Raw genomic sequence first — 24,351 nt, 5'->3', positions numbered from 1 at the left:
GGGCCCCGTCAGCCGTTACCTTCATTCAAGCTCGGATGAAGGCGTGGATCGATGACGGCATTGTCCCCGGCGTTACCCCTGTGGGAGGACACTCCAGTCACCCACCGGTTCGGGGTGGCCATGGCGATGCACGCGAACCCCTATTCGGGTGAACTCATCCGCGCCATCCGCCGCGCCGCACGCCGTCACGGCTGCGAGATCACCCTCGCCGACACCGGTGACAGTGTCGCCAACGAGGCCGCGGTCATCCGCGCGCTGCGTGCCGACCGCGTCGACGGCGTCCTGCTCGTCCCGGCGGCCGGCGACGACGCGGTGATCAACGGGCTGGTCCGGATGGGCGTACCGACCGTGCTCGTCGACCGGATGGCCGGACGCAACGACGTCGACCAGGTCGGCTCCGAGAACATCCAGGCGGTCTGCGCGCTCGTCCGGCATCTCGCCGGGCTGAGGCACCGCAAGATCGGCTTCATCTCGGGCGAAGAGGACATGACCACCTACGAGGAGCGGGCGCTGGGCTACCGGCTCGGTCTCGGCCGCTCCGGCATCCGGTGGACGTCGCAGCTGGTCGCGTGCGGGCAGTCGACCCCGGGCGGGGCGGCCGCCGCGACCGCGAAACTGCTCGACAGCTGGCCGTCGCCGACCGCGCTGGTGGTGGCGAGCGAGGCGATGATGATCGGCGTCCAGTACGAGGCGCACCGCCTCGGCATCCGGATCGGACGCGACCTCGCGATCGTCGGCTACGGCGACATGGAGTGGGCCGGGCAGGTGACCCCCGCGGTGACCACGATGGCGCAGCCGATCGAGGAGATCGGGCGCAAGGCCGTCGAACTCCTGCTGGCCCGGATCACCGACCCTGAGCGACGGCCCGAATCCGTACGGCTCGCGCCGCGCTTCATACACCGTCAGTCCTGCGGCTGCTGAGTCACAAGTCGCTGGTCAGAAGGCCGCCGCCGGGTGATGATGGCGGAATGACCGAGCTGTGGACCGTGCACACCGCCGACCTCGACGCCGCCGTGCTGGAAGCGGCGCGCGCCCTGCTCGACGACGCCTTCGACGGTGATTTCAGCGACGACGACTGGGAGAACTCCCTCGGCGGCATGCATACGCTGATCTGGGAGGGCGGCGAGCTGATCGGGCACGCGTCACTGGTCCAGCGGCGGCTCGTGCACAACAGCCGGGTACTCCGGACGGGTTACGTCGAGGCGGTCGCCGTCCGCTCCGACCACCGGCGGCGCGGGCACGGCGCCGCGATGATGGACGCGCTGGAGCGGGTCCTGCGGAAGGCGTACGACCTCGGTGCGCTTTCGGCGTCCGAAGACGCACTGGAGTTCTACGCGTCGCGTGGCTGGCTGCTGTGGCGCGGTCCTTCGTCGGTCATGACGCCTACGGGCGTGGAGGCGACGAAGGAGGACGACGGGTCGATCCATGTGCTGCCGGTGGGGGTCACCCTCGATCTGGACGGGGAGATCACCTGCGACTGGCGCTCGGGCGACGTCTGGTGACGTCGCGTTTAGCGGGCTAAACGCGAAGTCGGGGGTCTGGGACCCACGCATTTAGAGGGCTAAATGCGGTGGTCCAGGGTGGCGGCGGCCTCGAGGAGCATCCAGGCGCTGATCTGGACGGACAGGTCGCGTTCGGGGGCGTCGGGGGCGAGGGGCAGCGAAGGCGCCGGAGTCGCCCAGTCGGCGCTGAAGAGCGGCCCGTGCGGTGTCGCGGTGGCTCCGCTCCAGCAGGCTTCGGCCGACCGGAGGACCAGATCGCGCGCCACCCCGCTCGGCAGCTGCGGCGCCGCGAGCGCCAGGTACCGCGCCAAGATCCCGGCGAACAGGCCGCCGTCGCCGCCTTCCTGTCCCCGGATCACCCCGTTCGGCGCGACGTGCTCCGCGACCGCGTGGATCGTCCGCTCCACTCTGTCCATTTCGGACAGTTCCAGACAAGCGCCGAGATAGACCCCTTGGCAGTACGTGAAAATATGCTTGACCAGCTCACCGGAGTCGACGCGCAGACCGTCCCACACCAGACCGGTCGCCGGATCGACGAGCCGCTCGGTCATCCAGTCGGTCAGGCCGCGCGCGTGCTGCGTCGCCCCTTCGCGGGCATGGAAGATCGCGGCCGGGCCGTTCGCGGGCGCGTTCTTGAACCGGTCGCCGACGCGCCACCAGATCCCGCCGCCCGCGTCGTCGGTCCAGCCTTCGCGCAGCCGCGAACTGATCGCCTCCAGCCCACCGCGGACGTCGAGGCCGAGGTGGCCGACGCGTTGCAGCGCGAGGCCGAGCCAGGCGATGTCGTCGTAGTAGTCGTTGATCCACTTGCCGAAGTTGCGCAGCCGCAGAGATGCCACGAACCGGTCGATCAGCTTCAGTCGATCCGGTGAAGGATCCCGCAGTTGCGCGTCGACGAGGGTGTCCAGCAGATGCGCCTGCCACCAGTAGTTCCAATGCCAGTGGACGCGCTGATCGGCCGAGGGTGGCCAGCCGCTGCGGCCGAGCACGGTCCCCGGCAGTCCCCACACCCGGCGCAGATGCCGGTCGCGGATCGCGCGTTCGGCGGTCGCGGCCCGTTCGGCGAGAGGTCTGTCCGCACTCATCGCGTCATCATCCCTTGCCCGCTGACATACCGCTCAGTATGTTGAGACGATCCCCGAACCCGCGAGGTGCCTCATGACCACGGCGCATGTGACCTGCCCCCTGTGCGAAGCCACCTGCGGCCTGGAGGTGACTTTCGACGAGAAGAGCCTGGTCACCCGGGTTCAGGGCGACCGCGAGGACGTCTTCTCGCAGGGATACATCTGCCCGAAGGGCGCCTCGCTCGGCGCGCTGCACCGCGACCCGGACAGGCTCACCGCGCCGCTGGTCAAACGCGACGGCGAGTTCGTCGAGGTCACCTGGGACGAGGCCTTCGCCGAGATCGACAGGCGGCTGCGGCCGATCATCGACCGGCACGGCAAGAACGCCGTCGCGGTCTACTCCGGCAATCCGACGGTGCACAACGCGGCACTCGTCCTCTACGGCCGTGTGTTCTTCAAAGCCTTGGGCACCAAGAACTTCTACACCGCGACCACGGTCGACCAGATGCCGAAGCACTTCTCGTCCGGCTACCTGTTCGGCGACCCGCAGGCCATTCCCGTCGCCGACCTCGACCGCACCGGCCATCTGCTCATCCTCGGCGCCAACCCGTTGGTGTCCAACGGAAGCCTGATGACCGCGGCCGACGTCCGCGGCAGGCTCCGGGGCATCCAGAAACGCGGCGGAAAGATCGTCGTCCTCGATCCGCGCCGCACCCGGACCGCCCAGCTCGCCGACGAGCATCACGCGATCCGCCCCGGCACCGACGCGTTGTTCCTGTTCGCGCTGGTCAACGTCCTGTTCGCGGAGAACCGGGTCGCCCTCGGACGGCTCGAAGAGCACGTCACCGGCGTCGACGAGGTCCGCGCGCTCGCGGAGCCGTTCACCCCGGAGGCGGTCGCGCCGGCGACCGGCCTCGACGCGGCCGAGATCCGCCGGATCGCGCTCGACCTCGCGGACGCCGAACGGGCCGCGGTCTACGGCCGGATGGGGACCACGACCCAGTCGTACGGCACCATCGCGAGCTGGCTGGTCGACGTCGTCAACACGCTCACCGGCAACCTCGACCGCGAGGGCGGCGTGCTGTTCCCGCTTCCCGCCCTCTGGCGGCCGCGCCGGTCGTCACCGTTCACCAGCGGCCGGTGGACGAGCCGGGTGCGCGGGTACCCCGAAGTGCTCGGCGAGCTGCCGGTGGCCACGCTCGCGGACGAGATCGAGACGCCCGGCGAAGGGCAGGTCCGCGCGCTGGTGACGATCAGCGGCAATCCGGCGCTGAGCACGCCCAACTCCGCGCGGCTCAGCGAAGCGCTGGGGCAGCTGGACTTCATGGTCTCCCTCGACGTCTACCTCAACGAGACCACCCGGCACGCCGACGTCATCCTTCCCGGGCCGTCACCGCTGGAGCGGCCGCACTACGACGTCGCGCTGTACGCGCTCGCCGTGCGCAACGTGGCGAACTGGACGCCGCGGACGCTCGAGACGGAGATGCCGCAGGAGTGGGTGACCCTGCTGCGGATGGCCGGGATCGCCGCCGGTCAGGGCCCGGACGTCGATGTCGCCGCCTTCGACACGATGGTCGCGGCCGAGACCGCCCGCCGCACCGGCGTCGACCTCGCACTCGCGGAGGGCCGCACGGGCCCGGCGCGGATGATCGACCTGATGTTGCGCGGCGGACCGTACGGGCTGACGCTGGCCGACCTCGAAGCCGCCCCGCACGGCATCGACCTCGGCGCGCTGAAGCCGCGGCTGCCGGACGTGCTCGCCACGGCGAGCGGGAAGGTCGAACTGGCCCCGGACGCGATCACGAAGGACGTCCCACGGCTGCGCGCGGAGCTGGACAAGACGCCGGACGGCGGGTTGCTGCTGATCGGGCGGCGGCATCTGAGTTCGAACAACTCGTGGATGCACAACCTGACGCCGCTGGTGCGCGGCGGGAACCGGTGCACGGTCCAGGTTCACCCGGAAGACGCCTCGCGGCTCGGGCTGACCGACGGCGGGCTCGCGTCGGTGACTTCGCGGGCGGGGAAGCTCGAAGCGCCGGTGGAGGTCACGGCCGACGTCCGGCCCGGGGTGGTGAGCATGCCGCACGGCTGGGGGCACGACCTCGACGGCATGCGCACGAAGGTCGCCACGGCGCACGCCGGCGTCAACTCGAACCTGGTCGCCGACGAGACCCTGCTCGACGTCCCGTCCGGCAACGCCGTGCTGAACGGGATCCCCGTGGACGTCGCCCCGGTTTAACTCGCGTTTCGTCCTCTGGATGCGGTAGTTGCCCACGCAAGGACCGCGTCCAGAGGACGAAACGCGTGGGTCACCAGGCCTGGGTGAGGTCGGCGTGCTGCCGGACCCAGGCGTGCATGACGATCCCGGCGGCGACACCGGCGTTGATCGAGCGCGTCGTGCCGAACTGTGCGATCGAGACGACCAGCGACGCCGTCTTCTGCGCCTCGGCCGACAGCCCCGGCCCCTCCTGGCCGAACAGCAGGACGCACTCGCGCGGCAGTTCGGCGGTCTCGATGGGCTGCGACCCGGGCGTGTTGTCGACGGCGACCACGGCGAGTCCCTCGGCGGCGGCGAAGGTCAGCAGCCCGGAGACGTCTTCGTGGTGGAGAAGGTGCTGGTAGCGGTCGGTCACCATGGCGCCGCGCCGGTTCCAGCGCCGCCGTCCGACGATGTGCACGGCGGCCGCGGCGAACGCGTTCGCCGTCCGGACCACGGTGCCGATGTTGTGATCGTGCTGGAAGTTCTCGATCGCCACGTGGAACGGGTGCCGTCGGCCGTCCACATCGGACACGATGGCCTCGCGCCGCCAGTAGCGGTACCGGTCGACGACGTTGCGGCGGTCCCCGTTGGCCAGCAATTCGGGGTCGTACCGCTCGTCCGCGGGCCACTCGCCCTCCCACGGGCCGACGCCGACCTCTTCCCGCGCCACCCATTCGGTGGGGCCGGCCTCTTCCTCAGTCACCGGGTGATTGTCACTCAGTGGTCGCCATCGGAAGGCCTTCGGGGGTATTCGGCGGATCCAGGTTTCCGCTGGGCGTGCGGCGGCGAGGTCCTCGTACCGGGTTGTACTCGGGCCTTGCGGGCGTGCGTCCAGCGGGAAGCTGGGCCGTCGAGACCCCCGGAGGACTTCCGATGGTGACCACTCAGCCCATGCTGACGCGGTGCGCCGGTGCGTCCCCGTCGTGGTCGCGGTGCCGCCAGCGCTGGACCGTGCCGACGTAGGAGACGATCACGGTCGCCATCGCGATCACGACGACCAACGGCAGCGTCGAGCGCGGGAACACCGTGTCGTAGAGGTAGTAGGCGTTGAAGCCGCCGGGCAGGTCGCCGAGGCCCTGTAGGTGGCGGAAGTAGTTCTCCGCCGCCGTCAGCGGGCATGGCCAGGGGAAGACGTTGACGAGAACACCCCATGCGGCGAAGAACACATGCACGAAGATCACCTTCGGCCACCGCCACGCGAGAAAACCACCGAATCCGATGAACAGCAGCGCGAAAATGTGCACCGCGACTGTCACGTTCGCCAGGAAACCCGCCACCTCAAGCCCCCTTTCACACCCCTACCAGCGACGTTACCCCTTTCGTATCGAGAAACGCTCACGAAAAAACGGGGCATCCTCCGTTCGCGCGGAGGATGCCCCGTACGGGACGTTTTAGTCAGGACAGTCCGAGATCGTCCTTGTTCAGAATGTAACGGTATTCGAGGCCTTCCTTCTCGATGGCCTCGCGCGCTCCGGTGTCCCTGTCGACGACGGTCGCGACGCCGACCACGTTCGCGCCGGCCTCGCGCAGCGCCTCGACGGCGGTGAGCACGCTGCCGCCGGTGGTCGAGGTGTCCTCGACGGCCAGCACGCGCTGTCCCAGCACCTCGACGCCTTCGATCCGGCGCTGCATGCCGTGTTCCTTGACGGCCTTGCGGACCACGAACGCGTCGAGCACGACGCCGTCGGTGGCCGCGGAGTGCAGCATCGCCAGCGCCACCGGGTCCGCGCCGAGGGTCAGGCCGCCGGCGGCGACGTAGTCCCAGTCGTGGGTGAGCTGGCGGAGCAGCTTCCCGATGAGCGGCGCGGCCGCGTGATGCAGCGTCGCCCGCCGAAGATCGATGTAGTAGTCGGCTTCCTTGCCGGAAGACAACGTCACCTTGCCGTGCACGACGGCCAGTTCGCCGACCAGTCTGGCCAGTTCGAGTTTCGCCGCTTGATCAACCCCGGGGTACGCCACGGCCGAGAGTCTTACACACGCCCGGCCGGGCGCCCCCGGGGTGTTTCCCCCAGTGTGTTCAGTCACTGCCGGTCGTCGCGGCGTCCACGGGCTGTCCTCGGGTCGCCGCCCAGGCCGGGACCAGGGTCGCCGCCAGTGCGAGCGCCGCCGCGATCCCGATGATGGACAGGTAGATCAGCGGCGAACCCATCGGCAGCAGCGAATCGGCCGCCACCAGGCAGAACGGGACGATCGCGCCCGCCGAGACGACCGTGCCGAGCACGATCCCGATCAGCGCGACGAGCCCGCCTTCGAAGCCGGCCATCCGCAGCACCTGCGCCCTGGTCGAGCCGGTGAGCCGCTGGAGCCCGAACTCGCGGCGCCGCCGCATCGTCGCCATCACCAGCGTGTTGGCCACCGAAATCACCGTGTAGGCGATGATCATCCCGACCATCAGGTAGTTCACCCAGGCGCCGACGGCCTGGTCCTTCGCGTGCGCCGCGACGAGCGCGTCCCGGTCGCCGACGGACACCGGCTGCCCGGCCGTCGCCTCGCGAAGCCGTTCGGTCAGCACGGCCGGATCGACGCCCGGAGCCGCGCGGACGAGCATCTGCTGCGCGAGTCCGGCGGTGGTGTGCGGCGCCAGCAGGCTCGCCGGGAGCAGCATGCTCTCGAAGCCGGGGCGCTGGTCGGTCAGCGCGACGACCTTGACGTCGACCTTGGCGCCGTCGCCGAGCCTCAGGCTCAGCGTGTCGCCGATGCCGCGGCCGAAGTCCTTCGCGTAGACGTCGGGGAGCGCGATGGTGGCGCCGGTCAACGCTTTCAGGTCGCCCTGGGTCACCTTCGTGTCGGTGGTGGCTCCGGCACCGGCCGCGGTGAGGCCGATCGCCGGGCGTCCGTCGTCGGAGCGCTCGTACGGCACCTCCATGAACACGCTGCTCGTCACGTACTCGGACGCTCCGGCCACTCCGGGCACCGACTGGATCCGCTGGACCAGGTCCGGCGACAGCCCGGTCCCGTGCGGCGCGCCGAGCACGGCGTCGGCGCGGACGTCCTCGGTGAACGCCTGGTTCGCCAGTTCCTGCTGGGTGGTCTGCAGGTAGATGTTCGCGGTCGCGATCCCGACGGCGAGCATGATCGGGGTGACCGCGCCGGCCGCCCGGACGATCCCGGCACGGGTGTTGAGCACGGCGAGCCGGGCGTCGATGCCGCCGAGCAGGCGCATCGGCCACTGCAGGAGCGCCGTCATCACCTTCGCGACACCGGGGGTGATCATCGCGACGCCGAGCGCCCAGAGGATCACCGCTGGCCCGGCGGTGCTGGCCGCGATCGGACCGGTCATCACCGCGACGGTCACGATCGCCAGCGCGGTGCCGCCGCCGAAACAGAGGGCGGCGAGGACGAAGCGCGTCGGCGTCAGCCAGCGGCGGGTGACCGCGGCTTCGGCGAGCGCCTCGGTCGGCCGGATCTTCCCGGCCCGGCGGCCCGCCACGAAGGCGGCGATGAACACCGCGAGGATCGCGGCACCCGCGCCGACCACCGACGGCAGCCAGCCTTGGTAGAACCGCAGAACCTGGGGCACGACACCGTTTTCGACCAGCTGCCCGAACAGCCATTCACCGAGGAACGGGCCGAAGGCGGCGGCGAGCGCGGTGGCGAGCAGGCCGACGGCCAGCGCCTCGCCGAGCACCATGCGCCGCAGCTGGCGCGGGGTGGTGCCGATCGCCCGCATCAACGCGAGTTCCCGCGAGCGCTGCTGGGTGGACAGGCTCAGCGTGCTCGCGACGACGAACATCGCCACCATCACCGAAAGCCCACCGGACACCGCGGCGATGACGATCAGGTTGGATCCGCTCGACTCGGCCTCGGGGAATTCCGCGACACCGCGGTCGATCCCGCTCAGGACGGTCGCACCGGTCGCGGCCGCGGCGACACTTTCCCGGACCGCCTCGATGTCGGCGCCCGGCTTGGTGAAGACGCCGATGACGTCGGCCTTCCCCGGATAGCCGGAAAGCCGTGCGGCGTCGGCGGCGGAGAAGAACACCCCGGCCCGCGTGATCGAACGCGGAGCGGCGGCGACCCCGGCCACCCGGAACGTTTCGATCTCGCCCCGCGCGGCGATCTCGACGCGATCGCCGGGCTTCAGCCCCGACGTCGACTCGACGACGACCTCGCCCGCGCCGGGCGCGGTACCCGCCGTCAGCGCGTACGGCGTCAGCGCGGCGGAATCCCAAGCGTGGCCGAGGGCCTGCCGTCCGTCCGCCGCGAGCGGGATGCTCACTTCGCCGACGACGTCCGAGACGCCGGGCACGGAACGCAAGCGCGAGACGAGACCGTCGTCGAGCCGGACGCGCTCGGGCAGCCGCGCGTCCTCGAATTTCCGGTCGTCGTCGGCTTCGAGAGTGGCCGGGTCCTTCTTCGGCAGTTCGAAGGTCTGGCCGCCGGTGACGATGATCGGGACGGCCGCGAGGCGTTGTGGTTCCGCGTTGGCGCGGATCCCGGTCTCCATCAGGCCGCCACAGGACGCGACGATCAGCGCGCCGAAGAAGACGGCGACGAAGGTGCCGATGAACCCGCCCTTGCGCAGGCGCAGGGTCCGGAAAGCGAGTCGCAGCATCACACACCCGCCGTGTGAACCGGTCGGCCCCAGGCACCCAGGTGGGTCATGCGCTCCGCGACGACGTCCGCCGTCGGCGCGTGCAGTTCGTCCGCGATCCGGCCGTCGGCCAGGAAGATGACGCGGTCGGCGTAGGAGGCGGCCATCGGATCGTGCGTCACCATGATCACCGTCTGGCCGGTCGTGCGGACGGAATCGCGCAGCAGTCCGAGGACCTCGGCGGCGGTCCGCGTGTCGAGCGCCCCGGTCGGCTCGTCGGCGAAGACCACCGCGGGCCGGGTGACCAGCGCCCGCGCGATCGCGACGCGCTGAGCCTGACCACCGGAGAGTTCGCCGGGAAGATGCTTGCGGCGCCCGGAAAGGCCGACGCGGGCGAGCATCTCCTCGACGACGCGGCGGTCCGGTTTGGCACCGGCTAGCTGCTGCGGAAGCGTGACGTTCTGCTCGACGGTCAGCGCGGGGAGCAGGTTGAAGGCCTGGAAGATGAAGCCGACCCGGTCGCGGCGCAGCTTCGTCAGCTTCGTCTCGCTCATCCCGGCCAGCTCCTGCCCGTCGAGTACGACGGACCCCGACGTCGGCCGGTCCAGTCCGGCCGCGCAGTGCAGGAAGGTGCTCTTGCCCGAGCCCGAGGGGCCCATCACCGCGGTGAAACCGCCGCGCGGGAACGCCAGCGTCACCCCGTCCAGGGCGACGACGCCCTTGCCGTATTCCTTGCGGACGCCGTCGAGCCGGACCGCGTCACCGTTCCACCCAGTGTTCATGGGGAAAACCCTAGGAATCCCCGGTCGAAAGCACCCTGGGGCGAGCGTGCGTCTCGGAGGTAGGGCGTTCCCTACCTCACCGGCTCAGCGTGCCTCGCCGGTCTTCGCGTCCACAGTGATCTTGTGCTCGGCGCCCTTGCCGTCGCGAAGCCCGATCTCCCAGACGAGGGTGCCGTCGGCCGCGCGGTCGATCTCCATCTCGTCGAGCTCGCCGGGCTGACGCTGCTGCGCGGTTCGCAGTGCCTTGACCGCGTCGACGTCCGCCTGCCCGACCTTCGCCAGGTCGTCGCTCGGCTTCGCCGTCTGCTGCTCGCCGAAGACCTGACCACCGTCCCGGCTCACGCGCACTTTGTGTTCCTGCCCGTGTGACGCGACCTTGATCTCCCAGGCGTCGTTCCCCGGCTCCACGTCGAAAACCCGCCCGTCGGACACGGCGCCCGCCGCCGCTTGGATCGCCTTGACCGGCTGAGTGCCTTCCTTGCCGGGCACCGGTGCGGCCGGGCCTGGCGGCTGCTCGGTGGAACAGGCGGCCAACACCAGCGTCAGCACCCCGGCGGTGACAAGGCGTGAGGACTTCATGATCCGCGCATACCCGCCCGGAGCAGGTCCAAACCCTCAGGTCTCAGGTGCGGCCCTTGCCGCCGAAACCGCCGCCGAGCCGCCGCAGCACCGCCCTCGGCAGCAAGCCGCCGATCGCGACGATCGCCTTGTACTGCAGGCTCGGCACCGAGATCACCTTGCCGCGGCGCAGATCCGTGAGCGCCTCGTCCACGACCTGCTCGACGCCGAGCCAGAACGCCTTGGGGCCCGGCCGGTCCAGCCCCGCCCGCTCGTGGAACTCGGTGGCGGTGAACCCCGGACAGAGCGCCATCATGCGGACGCCCTCCGGCAGGGAGGCCGCGATGCCCTCGGTGAACGACGTGACCCAGTTCTTGCTGGCCGTATACGTCGAACCGCGGCCGCTGAAGAAACCGGCGACCGAGCTGACGTTGATGATCGCGCCCTCGCCGCGATCGATCATCGCGGGCAGCGCGGCGCGGGTCAGGCGCAGGACGGCGGTGACGTTGACGTCGAGCTGACGCTGCAGCGCGTCCGGCGGGATGGTCCAGAAATCGCCGTTGAGGCCGAATCCGGCGTTGTTCACCAGGAGGTCGACCGGCTCGTCGGCCAGCCGGGTCTCGACCAGCGCGCGTCCGTCCACTTCGGACAGATCGGCGGGCAGGACGACGACGTCGACACCGTGCGCCTCGACCAGTTCCGCGGCGAAGGCCTCCAGCCTGTCGACGTCGCGGGCGACGAGCACGAGGTCGTACGCCTCGGCGGCGAGCCTGCGCGCGAACTGCGCGCCGATGCCGGCGGTGGCGCCGGTGATCAGTGCGGTGGGAGTCATATCCGGAACCTACTCTCCAGTCGGGTGGTTTCCTCGCCGAGACGACGAGCGGTGGACGTCACCCTCAGTGGGGACCTGACGTGCGACGACTTCGGTCGGGAAGTATCGTCCCGGCCCATGGGGAAGCACAGCAGGCGCAAGCCGAGCTATCTGCCCAAGGTCGCGGCCGGTGCCGCGCCGCTGGCGTTGTTGCTCGCCGGCCCGGCCACCTCACTCGCCGCGCAGGCCGACCAGGCGATCCCGCTCGGCAGCCTCCCGCTGCCCCTCGACCACCAGCGCGAAGGCAGCTTCGATCGCGGCGTCGGTGCCACCAGCGAAGGGGACACGACCGTCCTTCGCGGCTTCCTGACCAGCACTGAACGGAACGTCTACAACAAGGACCTCGGCGACGCGAAGATCGTCGCGGACGTCCGCCGGTCGGTGAGCGAGAGCGTCGAGGCCCGCGACGGCGTCACCGTCCGCCCGGACAAGGTCGGCGCGCTCACCGCGTCGAAGACCGCCCAGACTGTCACCCAGGGCCAGCGGAACACGATGAAGCTCGATCCTCACGGCAGTGTCGTCGCCGGCAACGAGACCAAGGTCGAGCGGAGCGCGGCACGGCTGACGGAGGCCGCCCTCGACCCTCGCACCGGCACGCCCTCCTTCACCACCGAAGACGCCCGCGCGCTCGGCGCGTCCGAAGGGACCTACCACGCCGTCCGCCCGATGCCCGGGTTCGGCGTGATCACCGAGACCGAACACCACGCCGGTGGCGAAATCGACAGGACCCTCCGGCTCGACGGCGGTTTCTCCGGCGACCTCGGCGGCACACTGGAGGCCGGGCGGTCTTCCGGCTACGCCGTCGACCTCGGCGAACTCGCCGCCGTCGGGACGACGTCGGCGCAGCACGGCGGCGGCCGGTTCAAGGGTGTCCTGCCCCTGGACGCCGGTACCGGCACCGACTTCGGCCAGGAACACGCGTTCGGCGGCAACGCCGGTCCAGTGAACGGGCTGGTGACGACCGGGCAGGACGCGGGGCTCGCGCAGCACGGCGCCGTGCTGACCGGATCCGGCGCGAACACGATCAGCGGGGATCTCGGCGTCGGCGAGGTCGCACAAGTCCACGGCGCCACGACGTCGTCGATCCGCGGGGTCCTGCCGACCGTCGATCCAGCCCAGGCTGGGCACGTGACGCAGTCCGGGACGCTCGACGTGACGGTGCTCGGCAGGCCGGCGCACACCGGCGTCACCGCCGGGGCACTGCCGCTGGAACTCAGGCGGTCCTAGCCTTTGGGCTCGATGTCGCCGGCTTCTTCGGCCTGCCAGTGGCGGCCGGGGGTCGGGGTGTTGTTGTACTCCTCGTCGAACGGGTCCACGATGTCGGCGATCTCGCCGAGGTCGCGCAGCAACCGCTCCAGCCGCGAAGGTCCGGCGTTCGGGGCGACACTCGCGAGCACCCACTCGTTCTCCAGCCACGCCACGCCGACGTCGCCGCCGAGCGAATCGGCCGCGTCGACGAGTTCCTGCGTGATCACCTTGCGGGCGCCCTCGGAGTCGTCCGCGAAGGCGTAGCGCTGGCCGATCGGGCCGAGCATCTCGGGCATGTCCTGGCGCTGGAACGGCACGCTGGACAGCCACATCTCCAGCGGCACCTCGTGCACGCGGTTGCAGCGCACGGCGACGACGACCGCCGGGATCTGGCCCTCGGTCTCGATGTCGAAGATGAAGACGGGGCGTCGCCCGTCGGAGGTGAAGGTGGACCCGGCCACGACGTTGACCGCCGCCTGCGCGCCGAAGTACCCGATGGCGCCGCCGGACCACTGCCGCGGCAACCTGTCGTCCTCCTCGACGAACTGCCAGCCGCGCAACTCGGCCCAGCGCATTCGCTCGCGATTGCGCGAGCCCTCCTTCGCCCGGTCGGCCGCGAGCAGCCCCAACCCCGCCACCAAGGCGACGGCGGCGACGACGAACCAGATCCACGCCGGAATACCCACGACCGTCAGGGTATCCCCCTGCGCTCACCGGACGTGATCGCCGGGCGTCGTGTCGCGCCACCCCTTTCGGTGCCGTGGCCCGAAGCCGTGCCGGAAGGTCGACAAATCGCTGTGTCGCTAATGTTATGAACGGGACTTTCATTGCAAAATTTGCAATGAAAGTCCCGTTCATAACATCCGGTCACTCCACCCGGGTGACCGTGAGGGACTCCGACGCCTCCTGGGCCGGGATGTCCACCCGGACCGTGTCGCCGTCGCGGACCTCACCGGCCAGCAACTGTTTCGCCAGCTTGTCGCCGATCGCCGACTGCACCAGCCGCCGCAGCGGCCGCGCGCCGTAGATCGGGTCGAAACCGTTCAGCGCGAGCCATTCGCGTGCCGCGGCGGTGACGTCCAGCGTCAGGCGGCGCCGCGACAGCCGCGAGGCGAGCCGCGCGATCTGGATGTCCACAATGGACGTCAGTTCGTCGGTGCCGAGCGCGTGGAAGACCACGATGTCGTCCAGCCGGTTCAGGAATTCCGGTTTGAACTGCCGCTGCACGACCGCCATCACCGCGTCGTTGCGCTGCCGCTCGTCGAGCGCCGGGTCGGCGATGGCCTGCGAGCCGAGGTTCGAGGTCAGCACCAGGATCGTGTTGCGGAAGTCCACCGTGCGGCCCTGGCCGTCGGTGAGCCGTCCGTCGTCGAGCACCTGCAGGAGCACGTCGAACACGTCCGGGTGGGCCTTTTCGACCTCGTCCAGCAGCACCACCGAATACGGCCGCCTGCGCACCGACTCGGTCAGCTGCCCGCCCTGGTCGTAGCCGACGTAGCCCGGCGGCGCCCCGACCAGGCGCGCCACCGAATGCTTCTCGGCGTACTCGCTCATGTCGATCCGCAGCATCGCGCGCTCGTCGTCGAACAGGAACTCCGCCAGCGCCTTCGCCAGCTCGGTCTTGCCGACACCGGTGGGGCCGAGGAACAGGAACGAACCGGTCGGCCGGTCGGGGTCCGCGACGCCCGCCCGGGTGCGGCGCACCGCGTCCGAGACGACCTGCACGGCTTCCTTCTGCCCGACGACCCGCTTGCCGAGCTCCTCCTCCATCCGGAGCAGCTTGCCCGTCTCGCCTTCCAGCAGCCGTCCCGCCGGGATGCCGGTCCACGCGCTGACCACGTCCGCGACGTCGTCCGCGCCGACCTCCTCCTTCAGCATGACGTTCTGCTGGCTGACCTCGCTGGCGGCCGTCGCGGCCTCGAACTCCTTCTCCAGCGCGGGAATCCGGCCGTAGCGGAGTTCGGCGGCCTTGCCGAGGTCGCCGTCGCGTTCGGCGCGTTCGGACTCGCCGCGCAGCTGCTCCAGCTGCCCCTTGAGTTCGCGGACGCGCTCGATCGAGCCCTTCTCGTTCTGCCAGCGCGCTGTCAGCGCCGTCAGCGTCTCCCGCTTCTCGGCCAGTTCCGAGCGCAGCACGGCGAGCCGTTCCTTGGAGGCGGCGTCGTCCTCTTTGGACAGAGCCATCTCCTCGATCTCCATCCGGCGCACGGCACGCTCGACCTCGTCGATCTCGACCGGCCGCGAGTCGATCTCCATCCGGAGCTTCGACGCGGCCTCGTCGACCAGGTCGATCGCCTTGTCCGGCAGGAACCGGGCGGTGATGTAGCGGTCGGACAGCGTCGCGGCGGCGACCAGCGCGGCGTCGGTGATGCGCACCCCGTGGTGCACCTCGTACCGCTCCTTGAGCCCGCGCAGGATGCCGATCGTGTCCTCTGTGGACGGTTCGCCGACCAGCACCTGCTGGAAACGCCGCTCCAGCGCGGCGTCCTTCTCGATGTGCTGGCGGTACTCGTCGAGCGTGGTCGCGCCGACCATCCGCAGCTCACCGCGGGCGAGCATCGGCTTGATCATGTTGCCCGCGTCCATCGCGCCCTCGCCGGTCGCGCCGGCGCCGACGATGGTGTGCAGTTCGTCGATGAAGGTGACGACCTCGCCCGCGGAGTCGGTGATCTCCTTGAGCACGGCCTTCAGCCGCTCTTCGAACTCGCCGCGGAACTTGGCGCCCGCGACCATCGAACCGAGGTCCAGCGCCACGACCCGCTTGCCGCGCAGGGACTCGGGCACGTCTCCGGCGATGATGCGCTGGGCGAGCCCCTCGACGATGGCGGTCTTGCCGACGCCGGGCTCGCCGATCAGCACCGGGTTGTTCTTCGTCCGGCGCGAGAGCACCTGCACCACGCGGCGGATCTCGGTGTCGCGGCCGATCACCGGGTCCAGCTCGCCCGCGCGGGCCCGTTCGGTCAGGTCGACGCCGTACTTCTCCAGCGCCTTGAACGTGCTTTCCGGATCCGGGCTGGTGATCCGCGCGGAGCCGCGGACCTTGGCGAACGCGTCACGCAGCGCGTCGGGGGTGGCGCCGTGCCGTTTGAGCAGGTCGGCCACCGGGCCGCCTTCGGTGGCGAGGCCGACGAGGAGATGCTCCGTCGAGACGTACTCGTCGCCGAGTTCGGTCGCGAGCTTCTGCGCGTGCGTCAGCGCCTTGACCGCGTGCGTGTCGAACTGCGGGCTCGACACGGTGGCGCCGGTCGCCGACGGCAGTGCCGCGATCAGCGGCTCCAGCTCCTTGTGCACCTGCTCGGGGTCGGCCCCGACCGCGGTCAGCAGCGGCGCGGTGAGCCCCTCACCCTGCGCCAGCAGGGCGCCGAGCAGATGCGCGGCAGCGACGTGCGGATTGCCGGCCATCGTGGCCGCCTGCGCCGCCGACGAGATCGCCTGCTGGGTCTTCGTGGTCGGGTTGAAAGCGTCCATCCCTCACCTCGTACTAGGTCCTGCGAAGTTCTTCTCGACTCCTACAACGTCAGAAAAGTTGAGTCTGTTCCGCTCAACCCTGAATTCGTCATCCTCCGGTCGGCGAGACGGCCTCCGCGGGCAGGCGGGGGCCCACCCGGCCGAGGCCGACGACGGCCGCGCAGGCGCACGCGGCCACGAGCACCCACGGGATCCAGACTGCCACGGAGAACAGCGCGACGATGGTCGGCGCGATCACCGCGGCGAGGGTGAAGGCGTATTGGAAGGCCGCCAGATACCGTCCCCGCGCCTCCGGCGGCGCCGCCGCTTCGGCCAGCGCCCCGGACCGCGGCCCGAAGGCGAGATCGCCCGCGGCCAGCACGAGGGTCGCGCCGAGCAGGTACACCGGCTGGAAGACCTTCGGCACGAACACCACACCGAAGCACGCCAGGCACCACACCGCGAACAACGCCGAGCCCGCGCGCATCGCGGCGATCCGGGTCATCCCGCGGGTGACCCGCAACGCGACGACACCACCCAAACTGGTGACGACGGTGAGCAGCGCGATGATCGCGCCGGGCAGCCACCGAGGCCCCTGCAGCGTGTTGAAGACGTACACCGGCATCCCGATGAGGAAGAAGTCCATGGTGAGCGCGAAGAGCCCGCTGAACACGATCAGCGCGAGATAGGGGCGGTTCCGCCAGACCCCGGCGGGGCCGGAGAGCCGGCGCGCCTGCCGCGGGACCGGCGGGACCAGGGTCGAGAGGATGGCCGCGGCGACGACGAACGTGAAGACGTCGACGATCACGGCGACGTACAGGCCCTCGCGTCCTATCCAGACCAGCAGCCCACCCGCCGCGAGCCCGCCCAGCCCGAAGCCCGCGGAGCGCACCATCGCGGCTTCGGCGAACGGCCGGTCCTTCGGGCCTTCGCCCGCGACGTCGGCGATGAGCGAGAACTGCGAGCTGTAGAACAGCTGCTGTCCGGCCGCGAGCATGACCGAAGCGCCGACGACCCCGGCGAACCCGGCGGCCGGCAGGAACGCGCCCGCCCCGGCGGCCTGCAGGAGATGGGAGCAGATCATCACGGTGCGGGGGCCGAACAGATCGACGAGCCGCCCCGCGAGCGCCGGGACCAGCAGACCGGCGAGTGCACCGAGAGTGACCGCCGCCCCCGCTTGAGCGAGGGGCAGACCGACCACCCGGATGACGAAGACGAGGCCCAGCGGGAGGAAGAGTCCCGAGCCGAAGTTGTCGATTCCCAAGGCGACCAGCAACGCGACCCGGCTCCGCACGAACACCGACGTTACCGGGGGGACAGCGCTACGAAAGGGTCCGTTCAGTCAAGACCGGCGGGTAGGTACGAGCGGTGTCAGACCTCGCATGTCCGCACGGACAGGACGGCGCGGATGTCCTTGTTCATCTCGGCCAGCCGCGTCGTCAGGTCGACGACCTTCTCCTCGGTCCAGTCACCGAGCGCACGCTCCATGAAGTCCAGGTATCCCGCCCGCCTGCGGTCCAGTTCCGCGCGCCCCCGCTCGGAGAGGCTGATGATCGACGCGCGGCCGTCCTCGGGCGCGGGACGCCGGTCGATCATCCCGGCCGCGGACAGCTGGGAAAGCTGGCGGCTCACCACCGAAAGGTCCACAAAGCGCCGTTTGGCCAGTTCAGACGGGCGCGCTTCGCCGTGCTTCGCCAGGTCGGACAGCAGCATCGCGGCGGCCGGATGCAGACCGGGGTCGTCCTGCCACGCCTGCATGATCCAGGCGTGCTGCAACTGGGAGGCGGCCTTCAACTCGCGCATCAGGTCGACCCTGGCGTCGTCGGCGGAGCTCATCGATGCCTCCTCGGTACTTGTACGATACAACTTTATTCGGCGACGCTTGCGTAAGGCAACTATTTACCTCGTGAGATCGCCCACTGCCGCCCGGATTCCAGTACACCCGTCCGGAGCAACGATGCGGGCAAAAGGGCTCGCGGCAGCTAGTCTCGCGGACGAGCCGGAAGCAGCCAGACCGGCGGACAGCCACTGACCGGAGAGGTGAATGATCCGTGAATTCTTCTCCAGTGGTCACCCTTTCGTGAATCAGCGGATCCCCCTTCCGGTATGCACTACCCGATCAGCGACTCCCAGCCCGTGACAGCCGACGCGGTCAGCCCGGTTCCCCGGTCCTCGGCGCCGAGGGAAGCCCCGCCCGCGGTCACCGCGATGGTGCGGCTCATCCGGGACACCTGGGCGAAGTCGGAGCCGTTCATCCCGGAGATCTCCCAGTTCTTCTACGGGATGCTGTTCACCCTCGCGCCTGCCACCCGGGACTTCTTCCCGATCAACATGGAGGTCCAGCGCGGCAGGCTGGTGCGCGCGCTGGTCCACATCGTCCAGATGGTCGACCGGCCGGACGATCTGGTGCCGTTCCTGACCCAGCTCGGCCGCGACCACCGCAAGTTCGGCGTCATCCCCCGGCATTACGAAGCCGTCGGCACGGCACTGCTCGCCTCTCTCAAGAACCATCTCGGTCCGGACTGGACACCGGAGGTCGAGCGGGCCTGGGCGGAGGCGTTCACCATCGTCGCCCGCGCGATGCAGGAGGCCGCCGCGGCCGACGTGAACCCGGCGTCGTGGTCGGCCACCGTGCTGGAGCACCGGCGGCTCACCTGGGACCTCGCCCTGGTCCGCGTCCAGCCCGAGTTCCCGGTGCCGTACCAGCCGGGTCAGTACATGAGCGTCGAAGTGCCGCAGCGGCCGAGGCTCTGGCGCTACCTCTCCCCGGCGAACGCGCCGCGTGAGGACGGCGGCATCGAGTTCCACGTGCGCGCCGTCGACGGCGGCTGGGTGTCCCGCGCCATCGTGAGCCACACGCAGCCGGGCGACGTCTGGCGGCTCGGCCCGCCGCTCGGCAGGCTTTCGGTCGACCGGACCGACGGCCGCGACGTGCTGATGATCGCGGGCGGTACCGGTATCGCGCCGCTGCGCGCCATTTTGGACGACCTCGCGCAGTGGGGCGAGAACCCGAAGGTCTGGCTGTTCTACGGTGGACCGTCGCGTGAGGACCTTTACGACCTCGACGAGTTGCGCGCCCTCGCCGCCACGAACCCGTGGCTCACCGTCACCCCGGTGGTCGAACGCGGTGAGGAAGCCCCCGGCTGCGAACAGGGCACGCTCGCGGAAGCCGTTACCAAGTACGGATCCTGGCCCGGCCACCGCATCCTCGTATCCGGCTCGCCCACGATGATCCGGGCGACGGTGTCCAGGATGCTGGTCGCCGGCAGCGCGCTCGACCAGATCGCGTACGACCCCTTCACCATCGACTAACAGCCTTTCCCGCCGCGCGAATGCGATTCCACAATAGAGATCAGCGGACAGCCGCGTATCGTTACGCTACTCGGTAATCACGGAGAAGCACCACCCGATCGGCGGATCACGTTTTCGTGTCGGCCTGGCGAAAAGCACTGGTGGACAATGAAATCCGCGTCGCATGATCACCTTTACCGTGCGACAGACGAGGTTTACGGCGCGTATACCGTTTGCTCCGTTCGAGCGGGAAACAACGATTCTTGGATCCTTTTACGACGGTCGGGCATACAGTCGAGAACCTTCGGGGGAACACGAGCACGATGACATCGGGTCTGGAGAATATGCCCGATCCAACTGGAGAAAATCGTTCACCCATGACTGCCGAAACAGTGAAGTACGAACAATCACCGGGTTCGTCGAGATCTTCGCCGCCGGTTCCCGTCCCGCCCTTGATCGAAGCACCCGCGGCGGACAAGACGGTCCAGATGGCCAAACTCATCCGGGAGAGTTTCGCCGCCGTCGAAGCCAAAGCCGAGGAGCTTTCCCAGTACTTCTACGGGGTGCTCTTCTCGGTTTCGCCGGATGCCAGGGCATTGTTCCCGATCAACATGGCCACCCAGAGAAACCGATTGCTGCGCGCCCTCGTCTACGTCGTACAGATGGTCGACCGGCCCGATGAACTGACCACATTCCTCGGCCAGCTCGGCCGGGATCACCGGAAGTTCGACGTCCTCGGCCGCCATTACGACGCCGTCGGCGTCGCACTGATCGCCGCGCTGAAACGGTTCTTGAAGGACGACTGGACGCCCGAGGTCGAAGACGCCTGGGTCACCGCGTACGGCGTCATTTCCAAGAGCATGCGTGAGGCCGCGGGCAAGGAGATCGGGCCGGCGTGGTGGAAGGCGACGGTGATCGAACACCGCCGGGTCTCCCGCGACGTCGCCGTCATCAGGGTGCGCACCGATCAGCCGCTCCCGTACCGGGCCGGTGGCTACGTCAGCGTCGAGGTCCCGCAGCGGCCCCGGATGTGGCGGTACTTCTCGCCCGCGAACGCGCCGCACGACGACGGGACGATCGAGTTCCACGTGCACGCCGTGCGCGGCGGCTGGGTCTCGCGCGCGATCGTCCACCACACCCGGGTCGGCGACGTCTGGCGCCTCGGCCCGTCGCTCGGCGCGCTTTCGGTCCTCCACACGGAAAGCCGTCCCCTGCTGATGATCGGCGGCGGTACCGGGGTCGCCCCGCTGCTCGCGCTGATCGACGACATGTCGCGCTGGCGGCACAACCCGCCGGTGCACCTGTTCTTCGGCGGCCGGAAGCCGGAAGACCTGTACGCCCTCGACGACCTCCGCGGGCTGACCGTCACCTGCCCTTGGCTCACGGTGACCCCGGTGACCGAGGAAGGGACCATCGCCGGAGGCGACCGCGGCACGCTGGCCATGGCGGTCACGCAGCGCGGCGACTGGAAGGAGCGCGACGTCTACGTCGCCGGGTCGCCGTCGATGATCCGCGCGACGATCGCGAAACTGCTCGCCGGCGGGACGGACCTGGCGCGCATCAAGTACGACCCCTTCACCCTGGACTGAGCCGGCGAACCGTTCGTATTAGGCCGATCGGCTGTTCCACCTGGGCTCAACGCACCAGTAGGCCGGTGAATCATTGACCGCTGGTCACCGACGGATTTATGGTCTAGACCACATTGCTCCCCCTCACGGGAACACCGTCGTTCCATCCCAGGAGCCGGCATGACCGTCAAACGTAAGCTCATGGCAGCCGCCGCCGGTGCGGTTCTCGCCCCGATCGCCATCGTGGCCATCCCGCAGGTGGCCAGCGCGCACGGCTACGTGCTTTCGCCGCCCAGCCGTCAGGCGAACTGCGCTCAGGGCAAGGTGTCCGGATGCGGCAGCATCGTCTACGAACCGCAGAGCGTCGAAGGCCCCAAGGGGCTCCGCAGCTGCAACGGCGGACTTCCGCAGTTCGCGCAGCTCAACGACGAATCGAAGTCGTGGCCCGCCGCGTCGGTCGGCAACAGCGTGACCTTCAACTGGAAGTTCACCGCCTACCACCGGACCACGAACTACGAGTACTACATCGGCGGCACCAAGATCGCCGACATCAGCGGCAACAACTCCGCGCCGAAGGACCCGACGTCGCACACGGTGAACCTGAGTGGTTTCAGCGGCCGCCAGAAGGTGCTGGCCATCTGGAACATCGCGGATACGCCGATGGCCTTCTACAGCTGCATCGACCTGCAGATCGGCGGCGGCAACCCGCCCACCACCAGCAACCCGCCCACCACGTCGAATCCCCCGACCAGCACCACCACGCCCACCACCAGCACTCCGCCCGCGGGCGGCACCTGGGCGGCCGGGACGGCCTACGCGGTCGGCGACACGGTGACCTACGGCGGCGCGAGCTACCGCTGCCAGCTGGCGCATACCGCGATCCAGGGCTGGGAACCGCCGAACACCCCGGCGTTGTGGACGCGTCAGTGAAGCTCGCCCTCGTTCTCGTCGCCGGTCTCGTGGCCCTCGCGGGCTGCGGGACCGGTGATGGCTCACCCACCACCGCCGGTGCCCCGCTCTCCCCGGTCCCCCAATCGGCGGCGGGCGCCCCGGCGTCCGCGGAGTACAACGACGCCGACGTGATGTTCCTGCAGATGATGATCGCCCACAACAGTCAGGGCATCGAGATCGTCAAGCTGGTGCACACGAAACAGGGGCAGCTACAGCCGCTGAAGGACCTCTCCGCCGCCATCGAGGCGACGCAGCAGACCGAGAGCTCCGACATGCGGAACTGGCTGAAGTCCTGGGGTAAACCCGAGACGGGCTCGATGGATCCGCACGCGCATCACCACCACGGTGGCGACGGGCTCACGGACAAGGGTCTGCTCGAAGCGCTGTCCAAAAAGGACGGCAAGGAGTTCACCCTGGACTTCGTGGACATCCTCGTCGCGCACCAGCACAACGGCGTCGCGCTCGCGCGGACCGAGCTGAAGGACGGCAAGAACCCGGAATCGAAGGCGCTGGCTCAGCGGATCATGGACTCACGCACCGGTGAGGTCCAGCAGCTGCGGACCCTGGTCCCTGGCCAGTAGCCCCTCCCGTGGTGGTGTCATGAGGGGTCCCCATAGGACAAATTTCGTCCCATGGGGACCCCTTATGACACTCTCGCGAGGTCAGCGGAGGCGTGGTTTGGGCTTCCAGACCACCAGCGCGGTCTGCTGCCGCAGGGGCACGAGGTCCTTGCGGTAGGAGGCGTGCACGGCCGCGGCCGTCTGTTCGGCGGCGGTGTACGCGGCCGCGAGTTCCTCGGTCAGTTCGGCGATCCGGTCCCGCAGCGCGTCGACCTGGTTCTCCAGCTCGATGATCCGCTTGATGCCCGCGAGGTTGACACCGTCCTCTTGGGACAGTCGCTGCACTTCGCGCAGCAACGCGATGTCCCGCATGGAGTAGCGCCGTCCGCCACCGGAGGTCCGGCCCGGCGACACGAGACCCTGCCGGTCGTAGGACCGGAGGGTCTGCGCGTGCAGGCCGGAAAGCTGCGCCGCCACCGAGATGACGAACACCGGGGTGTCTTCGTCCGCACCGTGCGGCAGCCCGCCGAACATCCTGCTCACCTGCCTTCGAGAAGTTCGGTGATCTCCGGTCGCGGGTCGTGTTCGGCCATGGCGTCCGCGTAGGCCTCCAGGGCCTCACGGGCCTTGTCGTCCAATTTGGACGGAATGGCCGCCTGCAGGGTGACCAGCAGATCGCCCTGCGCGCCGTCCCGTTTCGCGATTCCCTTGCCGCGCACGCGAAGTACGCGACCACTCGCCGTGCCCTGCGGCACCTTCAGCGAAACCTTGCCTTCGAGGGTCGGCACGGTGATCGTGCCGCCGAGGGCCAGTTCCGTGAACGACACCGGCACGGTGATCGTCAGGTCGAGGTTCTGCCGCCCGAAGATCGGATGCGGTGCGACGTGCACGCGGACGTACAGATCGCCCGGCTGCGCGCCCCCGCGGCCCGGTTCACCCTGGCCGGCGAGCCGGATCCGCTGGTCGTCGGCGACGCCCGGCGGGATCCGCACGGTCAGCGTGCGGGTGCGGGTGCTGACGCCCTCGCCCGCGCATTCCGGGCAGGGCTCGTCGATGATCGAGCCGCGGCCGCGGCAGTCGCGGCACGGCTCGGAGAACGCGAACGCGCCCTGGCTCCGGCTGACCAGCCCGCTGCCCTGACAGGTCGAACACGTCCGCGGGGAAGTCCCCGGTTTCGCGCCGTTCCCGCCGCAGGTGGAACACGTCGCCGGGCTCGACAGCCGCAGCGGCAGGGTCGCGCCCTTGACCGCCTCGGTGAAGTCGATCCGGACGTCGGTCTCCACGTCCGTGCCGCGCTGCGGCCGGTTCGCCGTGGCACCGGCGGCGCCGCGACGGCCGAAGAGGCCGCCGAGGATGTCGCCGAGCCCGCCGAAGCCGCCCTGCTGCTGACCGGCCTGGCCGAAGATGTCGCCGACGTCGAAGCCGCCGGCGCCACCGCCGCCACCCGGGAAGCCGAAGCCGCCGGGACCGCCGGAGCCGAAGAGACGCCGGGCCTCGTCGTACTCCTTGCGCTTGGACGTATCGGAAAGCACGCCGTAGGCCTCGGAGACCGCCTTGAACTTCTTCTCCGCCTCCGCGTTGCCCGCGTTGGCGTCGGGGTGGTTCTCCTTGGCCAGCTTGCGATAGGCCTTCTTGATCTCGTCCGGGGTGGCATCGGAGGAGACGCCCAGCTCACGGTAGAAGTCCTTACCGATCCATTCTCGTGCACTCACCGAACG

23 protein-coding genes are annotated in these 24,351 nt (G+C 69.6%); 8 read left to right on the top strand and 15 right to left on the bottom strand.

What is annotated here, in order from left to right:
• Positions 1-51: 51 nt before the first annotated feature.
• Together SD37_RS01230 and SD37_RS01225 are read left to right on the top strand one after the other, a co-directional pair.
• Positions 52-921 carry a LacI family DNA-binding transcriptional regulator gene (locus SD37_RS01230; protein ID WP_044849343.1) on the top strand — a complete coding sequence of 290 codons (870 nt, stop codon included), beginning with the start codon at positions 52-54 and terminating at the stop codon, positions 919-921.
• Between the two features lie 47 nt (positions 922-968).
• Positions 969-1,502 (top strand): GNAT family N-acetyltransferase, encoded by a 534-nt coding sequence (locus SD37_RS01225; RefSeq protein ID WP_044849344.1) that lies wholly within the window; start codon positions 969-971, stop codon positions 1,500-1,502.
• A 59-nt stretch (positions 1,503-1,561) separates the two neighbouring features.
• Here SD37_RS01225 and SD37_RS01220 read toward each other — a convergent pair whose 3' ends face one another.
• Entirely contained in the window at positions 1,562-2,587 is a 1,026-nt protein-coding gene (locus tag SD37_RS01220) for a glycoside hydrolase family 76 protein (protein WP_044849345.1), read from the bottom strand.
• A gap of 73 nt (positions 2,588-2,660) precedes the next feature.
• On the opposite strand from SD37_RS01220, the gene SD37_RS01215 reads away from it, so the two are divergent.
• Positions 2,661-4,805, top strand: a complete 2,145-nt coding sequence (locus SD37_RS01215; protein ID WP_044849346.1) for a molybdopterin-dependent oxidoreductase — start codon at positions 2,661-2,663, stop codon at positions 4,803-4,805.
• A gap of 70 nt (positions 4,806-4,875) precedes the next feature.
• Here the strand turns inward: SD37_RS01215 and SD37_RS01210 are convergent, their stop codons facing one another.
• The 7 genes from SD37_RS01210 to SD37_RS01180 all read right to left on the bottom strand — a co-directional run bounded on the left by SD37_RS01210 (position 4,876) and on the right by SD37_RS01180 (position 11,532).
• Positions 4,876-5,529 (bottom strand): TrmH family RNA methyltransferase, encoded by a 654-nt coding sequence (locus SD37_RS01210; RefSeq protein WP_044849347.1) that lies wholly within the window; start codon positions 5,527-5,529, stop codon positions 4,876-4,878.
• 181 nt (positions 5,530-5,710) lie between these two features.
• Entirely contained in the window at positions 5,711-6,103 is a 393-nt protein-coding gene (locus SD37_RS01205) for a DUF2784 domain-containing protein (protein WP_037307205.1), read from the bottom strand.
• Positions 6,104-6,221: 118 nt separating this feature from the next.
• Positions 6,222-6,785, bottom strand: coding sequence for an orotate phosphoribosyltransferase (pyrE, locus tag SD37_RS01200; RefSeq protein WP_016338130.1), 564 nt, complete (start codon positions 6,783-6,785; stop codon positions 6,222-6,224).
• A gap of 58 nt (positions 6,786-6,843) precedes the next feature.
• A complete protein-coding gene (locus tag SD37_RS01195; RefSeq protein ID WP_044849348.1) occupies positions 6,844-9,381 on the bottom strand; it encodes an FtsX-like permease family protein in 2,538 nt (845 codons plus the stop codon).
• Positions 9,381-10,142 carry an ABC transporter ATP-binding protein gene (locus tag SD37_RS01190; RefSeq protein ID WP_044849349.1) on the bottom strand — a complete coding sequence of 254 codons (762 nt, stop codon included), beginning with the start codon at positions 10,140-10,142 and terminating at the stop codon, positions 9,381-9,383. The genes SD37_RS01195 and SD37_RS01190 overlap by 1 nt, the downstream gene beginning before the upstream one ends.
• A gap of 84 nt (positions 10,143-10,226) precedes the next feature.
• Complete coding sequence (locus tag SD37_RS01185) at positions 10,227-10,721, bottom strand: PepSY domain-containing protein (RefSeq protein ID WP_052674777.1); 495 nt, start codon at positions 10,719-10,721, stop codon at positions 10,227-10,229.
• Between the two features lie 43 nt (positions 10,722-10,764).
• Entirely contained in the window at positions 10,765-11,532 is a 768-nt protein-coding gene (locus SD37_RS01180; protein WP_044849350.1) for an SDR family NAD(P)-dependent oxidoreductase, read from the bottom strand.
• A 117-nt stretch (positions 11,533-11,649) separates the two neighbouring features.
• Here SD37_RS01180 and SD37_RS01175 point away from each other — a divergent pair, with 117 nt between their 5' ends.
• Positions 11,650-12,798 (top strand): hypothetical protein, encoded by a 1,149-nt coding sequence (locus tag SD37_RS01175; RefSeq protein ID WP_044849351.1) that lies wholly within the window; start codon positions 11,650-11,652, stop codon positions 12,796-12,798.
• On the opposite strand, the gene SD37_RS01170 is transcribed toward SD37_RS01175, so the two are convergent.
• The 4 genes from SD37_RS01170 to SD37_RS01155 all read right to left on the bottom strand — a co-directional run bounded on the left by SD37_RS01170 (position 12,795) and on the right by SD37_RS01155 (position 18,099).
• Positions 12,795-13,505 (bottom strand): type III secretion system chaperone family protein, encoded by a 711-nt coding sequence (locus tag SD37_RS01170; protein ID WP_044849352.1) that lies wholly within the window; start codon positions 13,503-13,505, stop codon positions 12,795-12,797. The genes SD37_RS01175 and SD37_RS01170 overlap by 4 nt on opposite strands.
• 181 nt (positions 13,506-13,686) lie before the next feature.
• Positions 13,687-16,284, bottom strand: a complete 2,598-nt coding sequence (gene clpB / locus SD37_RS01165; RefSeq protein ID WP_044849353.1) for an ATP-dependent chaperone ClpB — start codon at positions 16,282-16,284, stop codon at positions 13,687-13,689.
• A gap of 88 nt (positions 16,285-16,372) precedes the next feature.
• Positions 16,373-17,557: an MFS transporter gene (locus SD37_RS01160; protein WP_044849726.1), complete on the bottom strand. Its 1,185-nt coding sequence runs from the start codon at positions 17,555-17,557 to the stop codon at positions 16,373-16,375.
• Positions 17,558-17,634: 77 nt separating this feature from the next.
• Positions 17,635-18,099 (bottom strand): MarR family winged helix-turn-helix transcriptional regulator, encoded by a 465-nt coding sequence (locus SD37_RS01155; RefSeq protein WP_044849354.1) that lies wholly within the window; start codon positions 18,097-18,099, stop codon positions 17,635-17,637.
• A 372-nt stretch (positions 18,100-18,471) separates the two neighbouring features.
• On the opposite strand from SD37_RS01155, the gene SD37_RS01150 reads away from it, so the two are divergent.
• Positions 18,472-19,575, top strand: coding sequence for a globin domain-containing protein (locus tag SD37_RS01150; protein WP_044849355.1), 1,104 nt, complete (start codon positions 18,472-18,474; stop codon positions 19,573-19,575).
• 106 nt (positions 19,576-19,681) lie between these two features.
• Here the strand turns inward: SD37_RS01150 and SD37_RS42440 are convergent, their stop codons facing one another.
• Positions 19,682-20,056, bottom strand: coding sequence for a hypothetical protein (locus SD37_RS42440; RefSeq protein WP_145926499.1), 375 nt, complete (start codon positions 20,054-20,056; stop codon positions 19,682-19,684).
• On the opposite strand from SD37_RS42440, the gene SD37_RS01145 reads away from it, so the two are divergent.
• The 3 genes from SD37_RS01145 to SD37_RS01135 all read left to right on the top strand — a co-directional run bounded on the left by SD37_RS01145 (position 20,043) and on the right by SD37_RS01135 (position 22,654).
• Positions 20,043-21,143 carry an FAD-binding oxidoreductase gene (locus SD37_RS01145; protein WP_044849727.1) on the top strand — a complete coding sequence of 367 codons (1,101 nt, stop codon included), beginning with the start codon at positions 20,043-20,045 and terminating at the stop codon, positions 21,141-21,143. The genes SD37_RS42440 and SD37_RS01145 overlap by 14 nt on opposite strands.
• A gap of 159 nt (positions 21,144-21,302) precedes the next feature.
• Positions 21,303-22,052 (top strand): lytic polysaccharide monooxygenase, encoded by a 750-nt coding sequence (locus tag SD37_RS01140; protein ID WP_044849356.1) that lies wholly within the window; start codon positions 21,303-21,305, stop codon positions 22,050-22,052.
• Complete coding sequence (locus SD37_RS01135; RefSeq protein WP_044849357.1) at positions 22,049-22,654, top strand: DUF305 domain-containing protein; 606 nt, start codon at positions 22,049-22,051, stop codon at positions 22,652-22,654. Before SD37_RS01140 ends, SD37_RS01135 begins: the two co-directional genes overlap by 4 nt.
• 81 nt (positions 22,655-22,735) lie before the next feature.
• On the opposite strand, the gene SD37_RS01130 is transcribed toward SD37_RS01135, so the two are convergent.
• On the bottom strand, positions 22,736-23,167 hold the full coding sequence (locus SD37_RS01130) for a heat shock protein transcriptional repressor HspR (RefSeq protein ID WP_044849358.1): 432 nt from the start codon (positions 23,165-23,167) through the stop codon (positions 22,736-22,738).
• Between the two features lie 5 nt (positions 23,168-23,172).
• Positions 23,173-24,345 (bottom strand): molecular chaperone DnaJ, encoded by a 1,173-nt coding sequence (gene dnaJ / locus SD37_RS01125; protein ID WP_044849359.1) that lies wholly within the window; start codon positions 24,343-24,345, stop codon positions 23,173-23,175.
• Positions 24,346-24,351 lie beyond the last annotated feature (6 nt).

Origin of the sequence: Amycolatopsis orientalis (assembly GCF_000943515.2) — a bacterium.
Classification (GTDB): domain Bacteria; phylum Actinomycetota; class Actinomycetes; order Mycobacteriales; family Pseudonocardiaceae; genus Amycolatopsis; species Amycolatopsis orientalis.
The sequence above is the reverse complement of the archived record's forward strand: the minus strand, read 5'-3'. Positions and strand labels throughout refer to the sequence as shown.

Bases quoted from the DNA above. Each gene is read 5' to 3' on its own strand.
- SD37_RS01230 (WP_044849343.1), top strand. From the start codon at position 52: ATGACGGCATTGTCCCCGGCGTTACCCCTGTGGGAGGACACTCCAGTC.
- SD37_RS01225 (WP_044849344.1), top strand. From the start codon at position 969: ATGACCGAGCTGTGGACCGTGCACACCGCCGACCTCGACGCCGCCGTG.
- SD37_RS01220 (WP_044849345.1), bottom strand. From the start codon at position 2,587: ATGAGTGCGGACAGACCTCTCGCCGAACGGGCCGCGACCGCCGAACGC.
- SD37_RS01215 (WP_044849346.1), top strand. From the start codon at position 2,661: ATGACCACGGCGCATGTGACCTGCCCCCTGTGCGAAGCCACCTGCGGC.
- SD37_RS01195 (WP_044849348.1), bottom strand. From the start codon at position 9,381: ATGCTGCGACTCGCTTTCCGGACCCTGCGCCTGCGCAAGGGCGGGTTC.
- SD37_RS01190 (WP_044849349.1), bottom strand. From the start codon at position 10,142: ATGAACACTGGGTGGAACGGTGACGCGGTCCGGCTCGACGGCGTCCGC.
- SD37_RS01185 (WP_052674777.1), bottom strand. From the start codon at position 10,721: ATGAAGTCCTCACGCCTTGTCACCGCCGGGGTGCTGACGCTGGTGTTG.
- SD37_RS01180 (WP_044849350.1), bottom strand. From the start codon at position 11,532: ATGACTCCCACCGCACTGATCACCGGCGCCACCGCCGGCATCGGCGCG.
- SD37_RS01175 (WP_044849351.1), top strand. From the start codon at position 11,650: ATGGGGAAGCACAGCAGGCGCAAGCCGAGCTATCTGCCCAAGGTCGCG.
- clpB (WP_044849353.1), bottom strand. From the start codon at position 16,284: ATGGACGCTTTCAACCCGACCACGAAGACCCAGCAGGCGATCTCGTCG.
- SD37_RS01155 (WP_044849354.1), bottom strand. From the start codon at position 18,099: ATGAGCTCCGCCGACGACGCCAGGGTCGACCTGATGCGCGAGTTGAAG.
- SD37_RS01150 (WP_044849355.1), top strand. From the start codon at position 18,472: ATGGTGCGGCTCATCCGGGACACCTGGGCGAAGTCGGAGCCGTTCATC.
- SD37_RS01145 (WP_044849727.1), top strand. From the start codon at position 20,043: ATGGCCAAACTCATCCGGGAGAGTTTCGCCGCCGTCGAAGCCAAAGCC.
- SD37_RS42440 (WP_145926499.1), bottom strand. From the start codon at position 20,056: ATGAGTTTGGCCATCTGGACCGTCTTGTCCGCCGCGGGTGCTTCGATC.
- SD37_RS01140 (WP_044849356.1), top strand. From the start codon at position 21,303: ATGACCGTCAAACGTAAGCTCATGGCAGCCGCCGCCGGTGCGGTTCTC.
- SD37_RS01130 (WP_044849358.1), bottom strand. From the start codon at position 23,167: ATGTTCGGCGGGCTGCCGCACGGTGCGGACGAAGACACCCCGGTGTTC.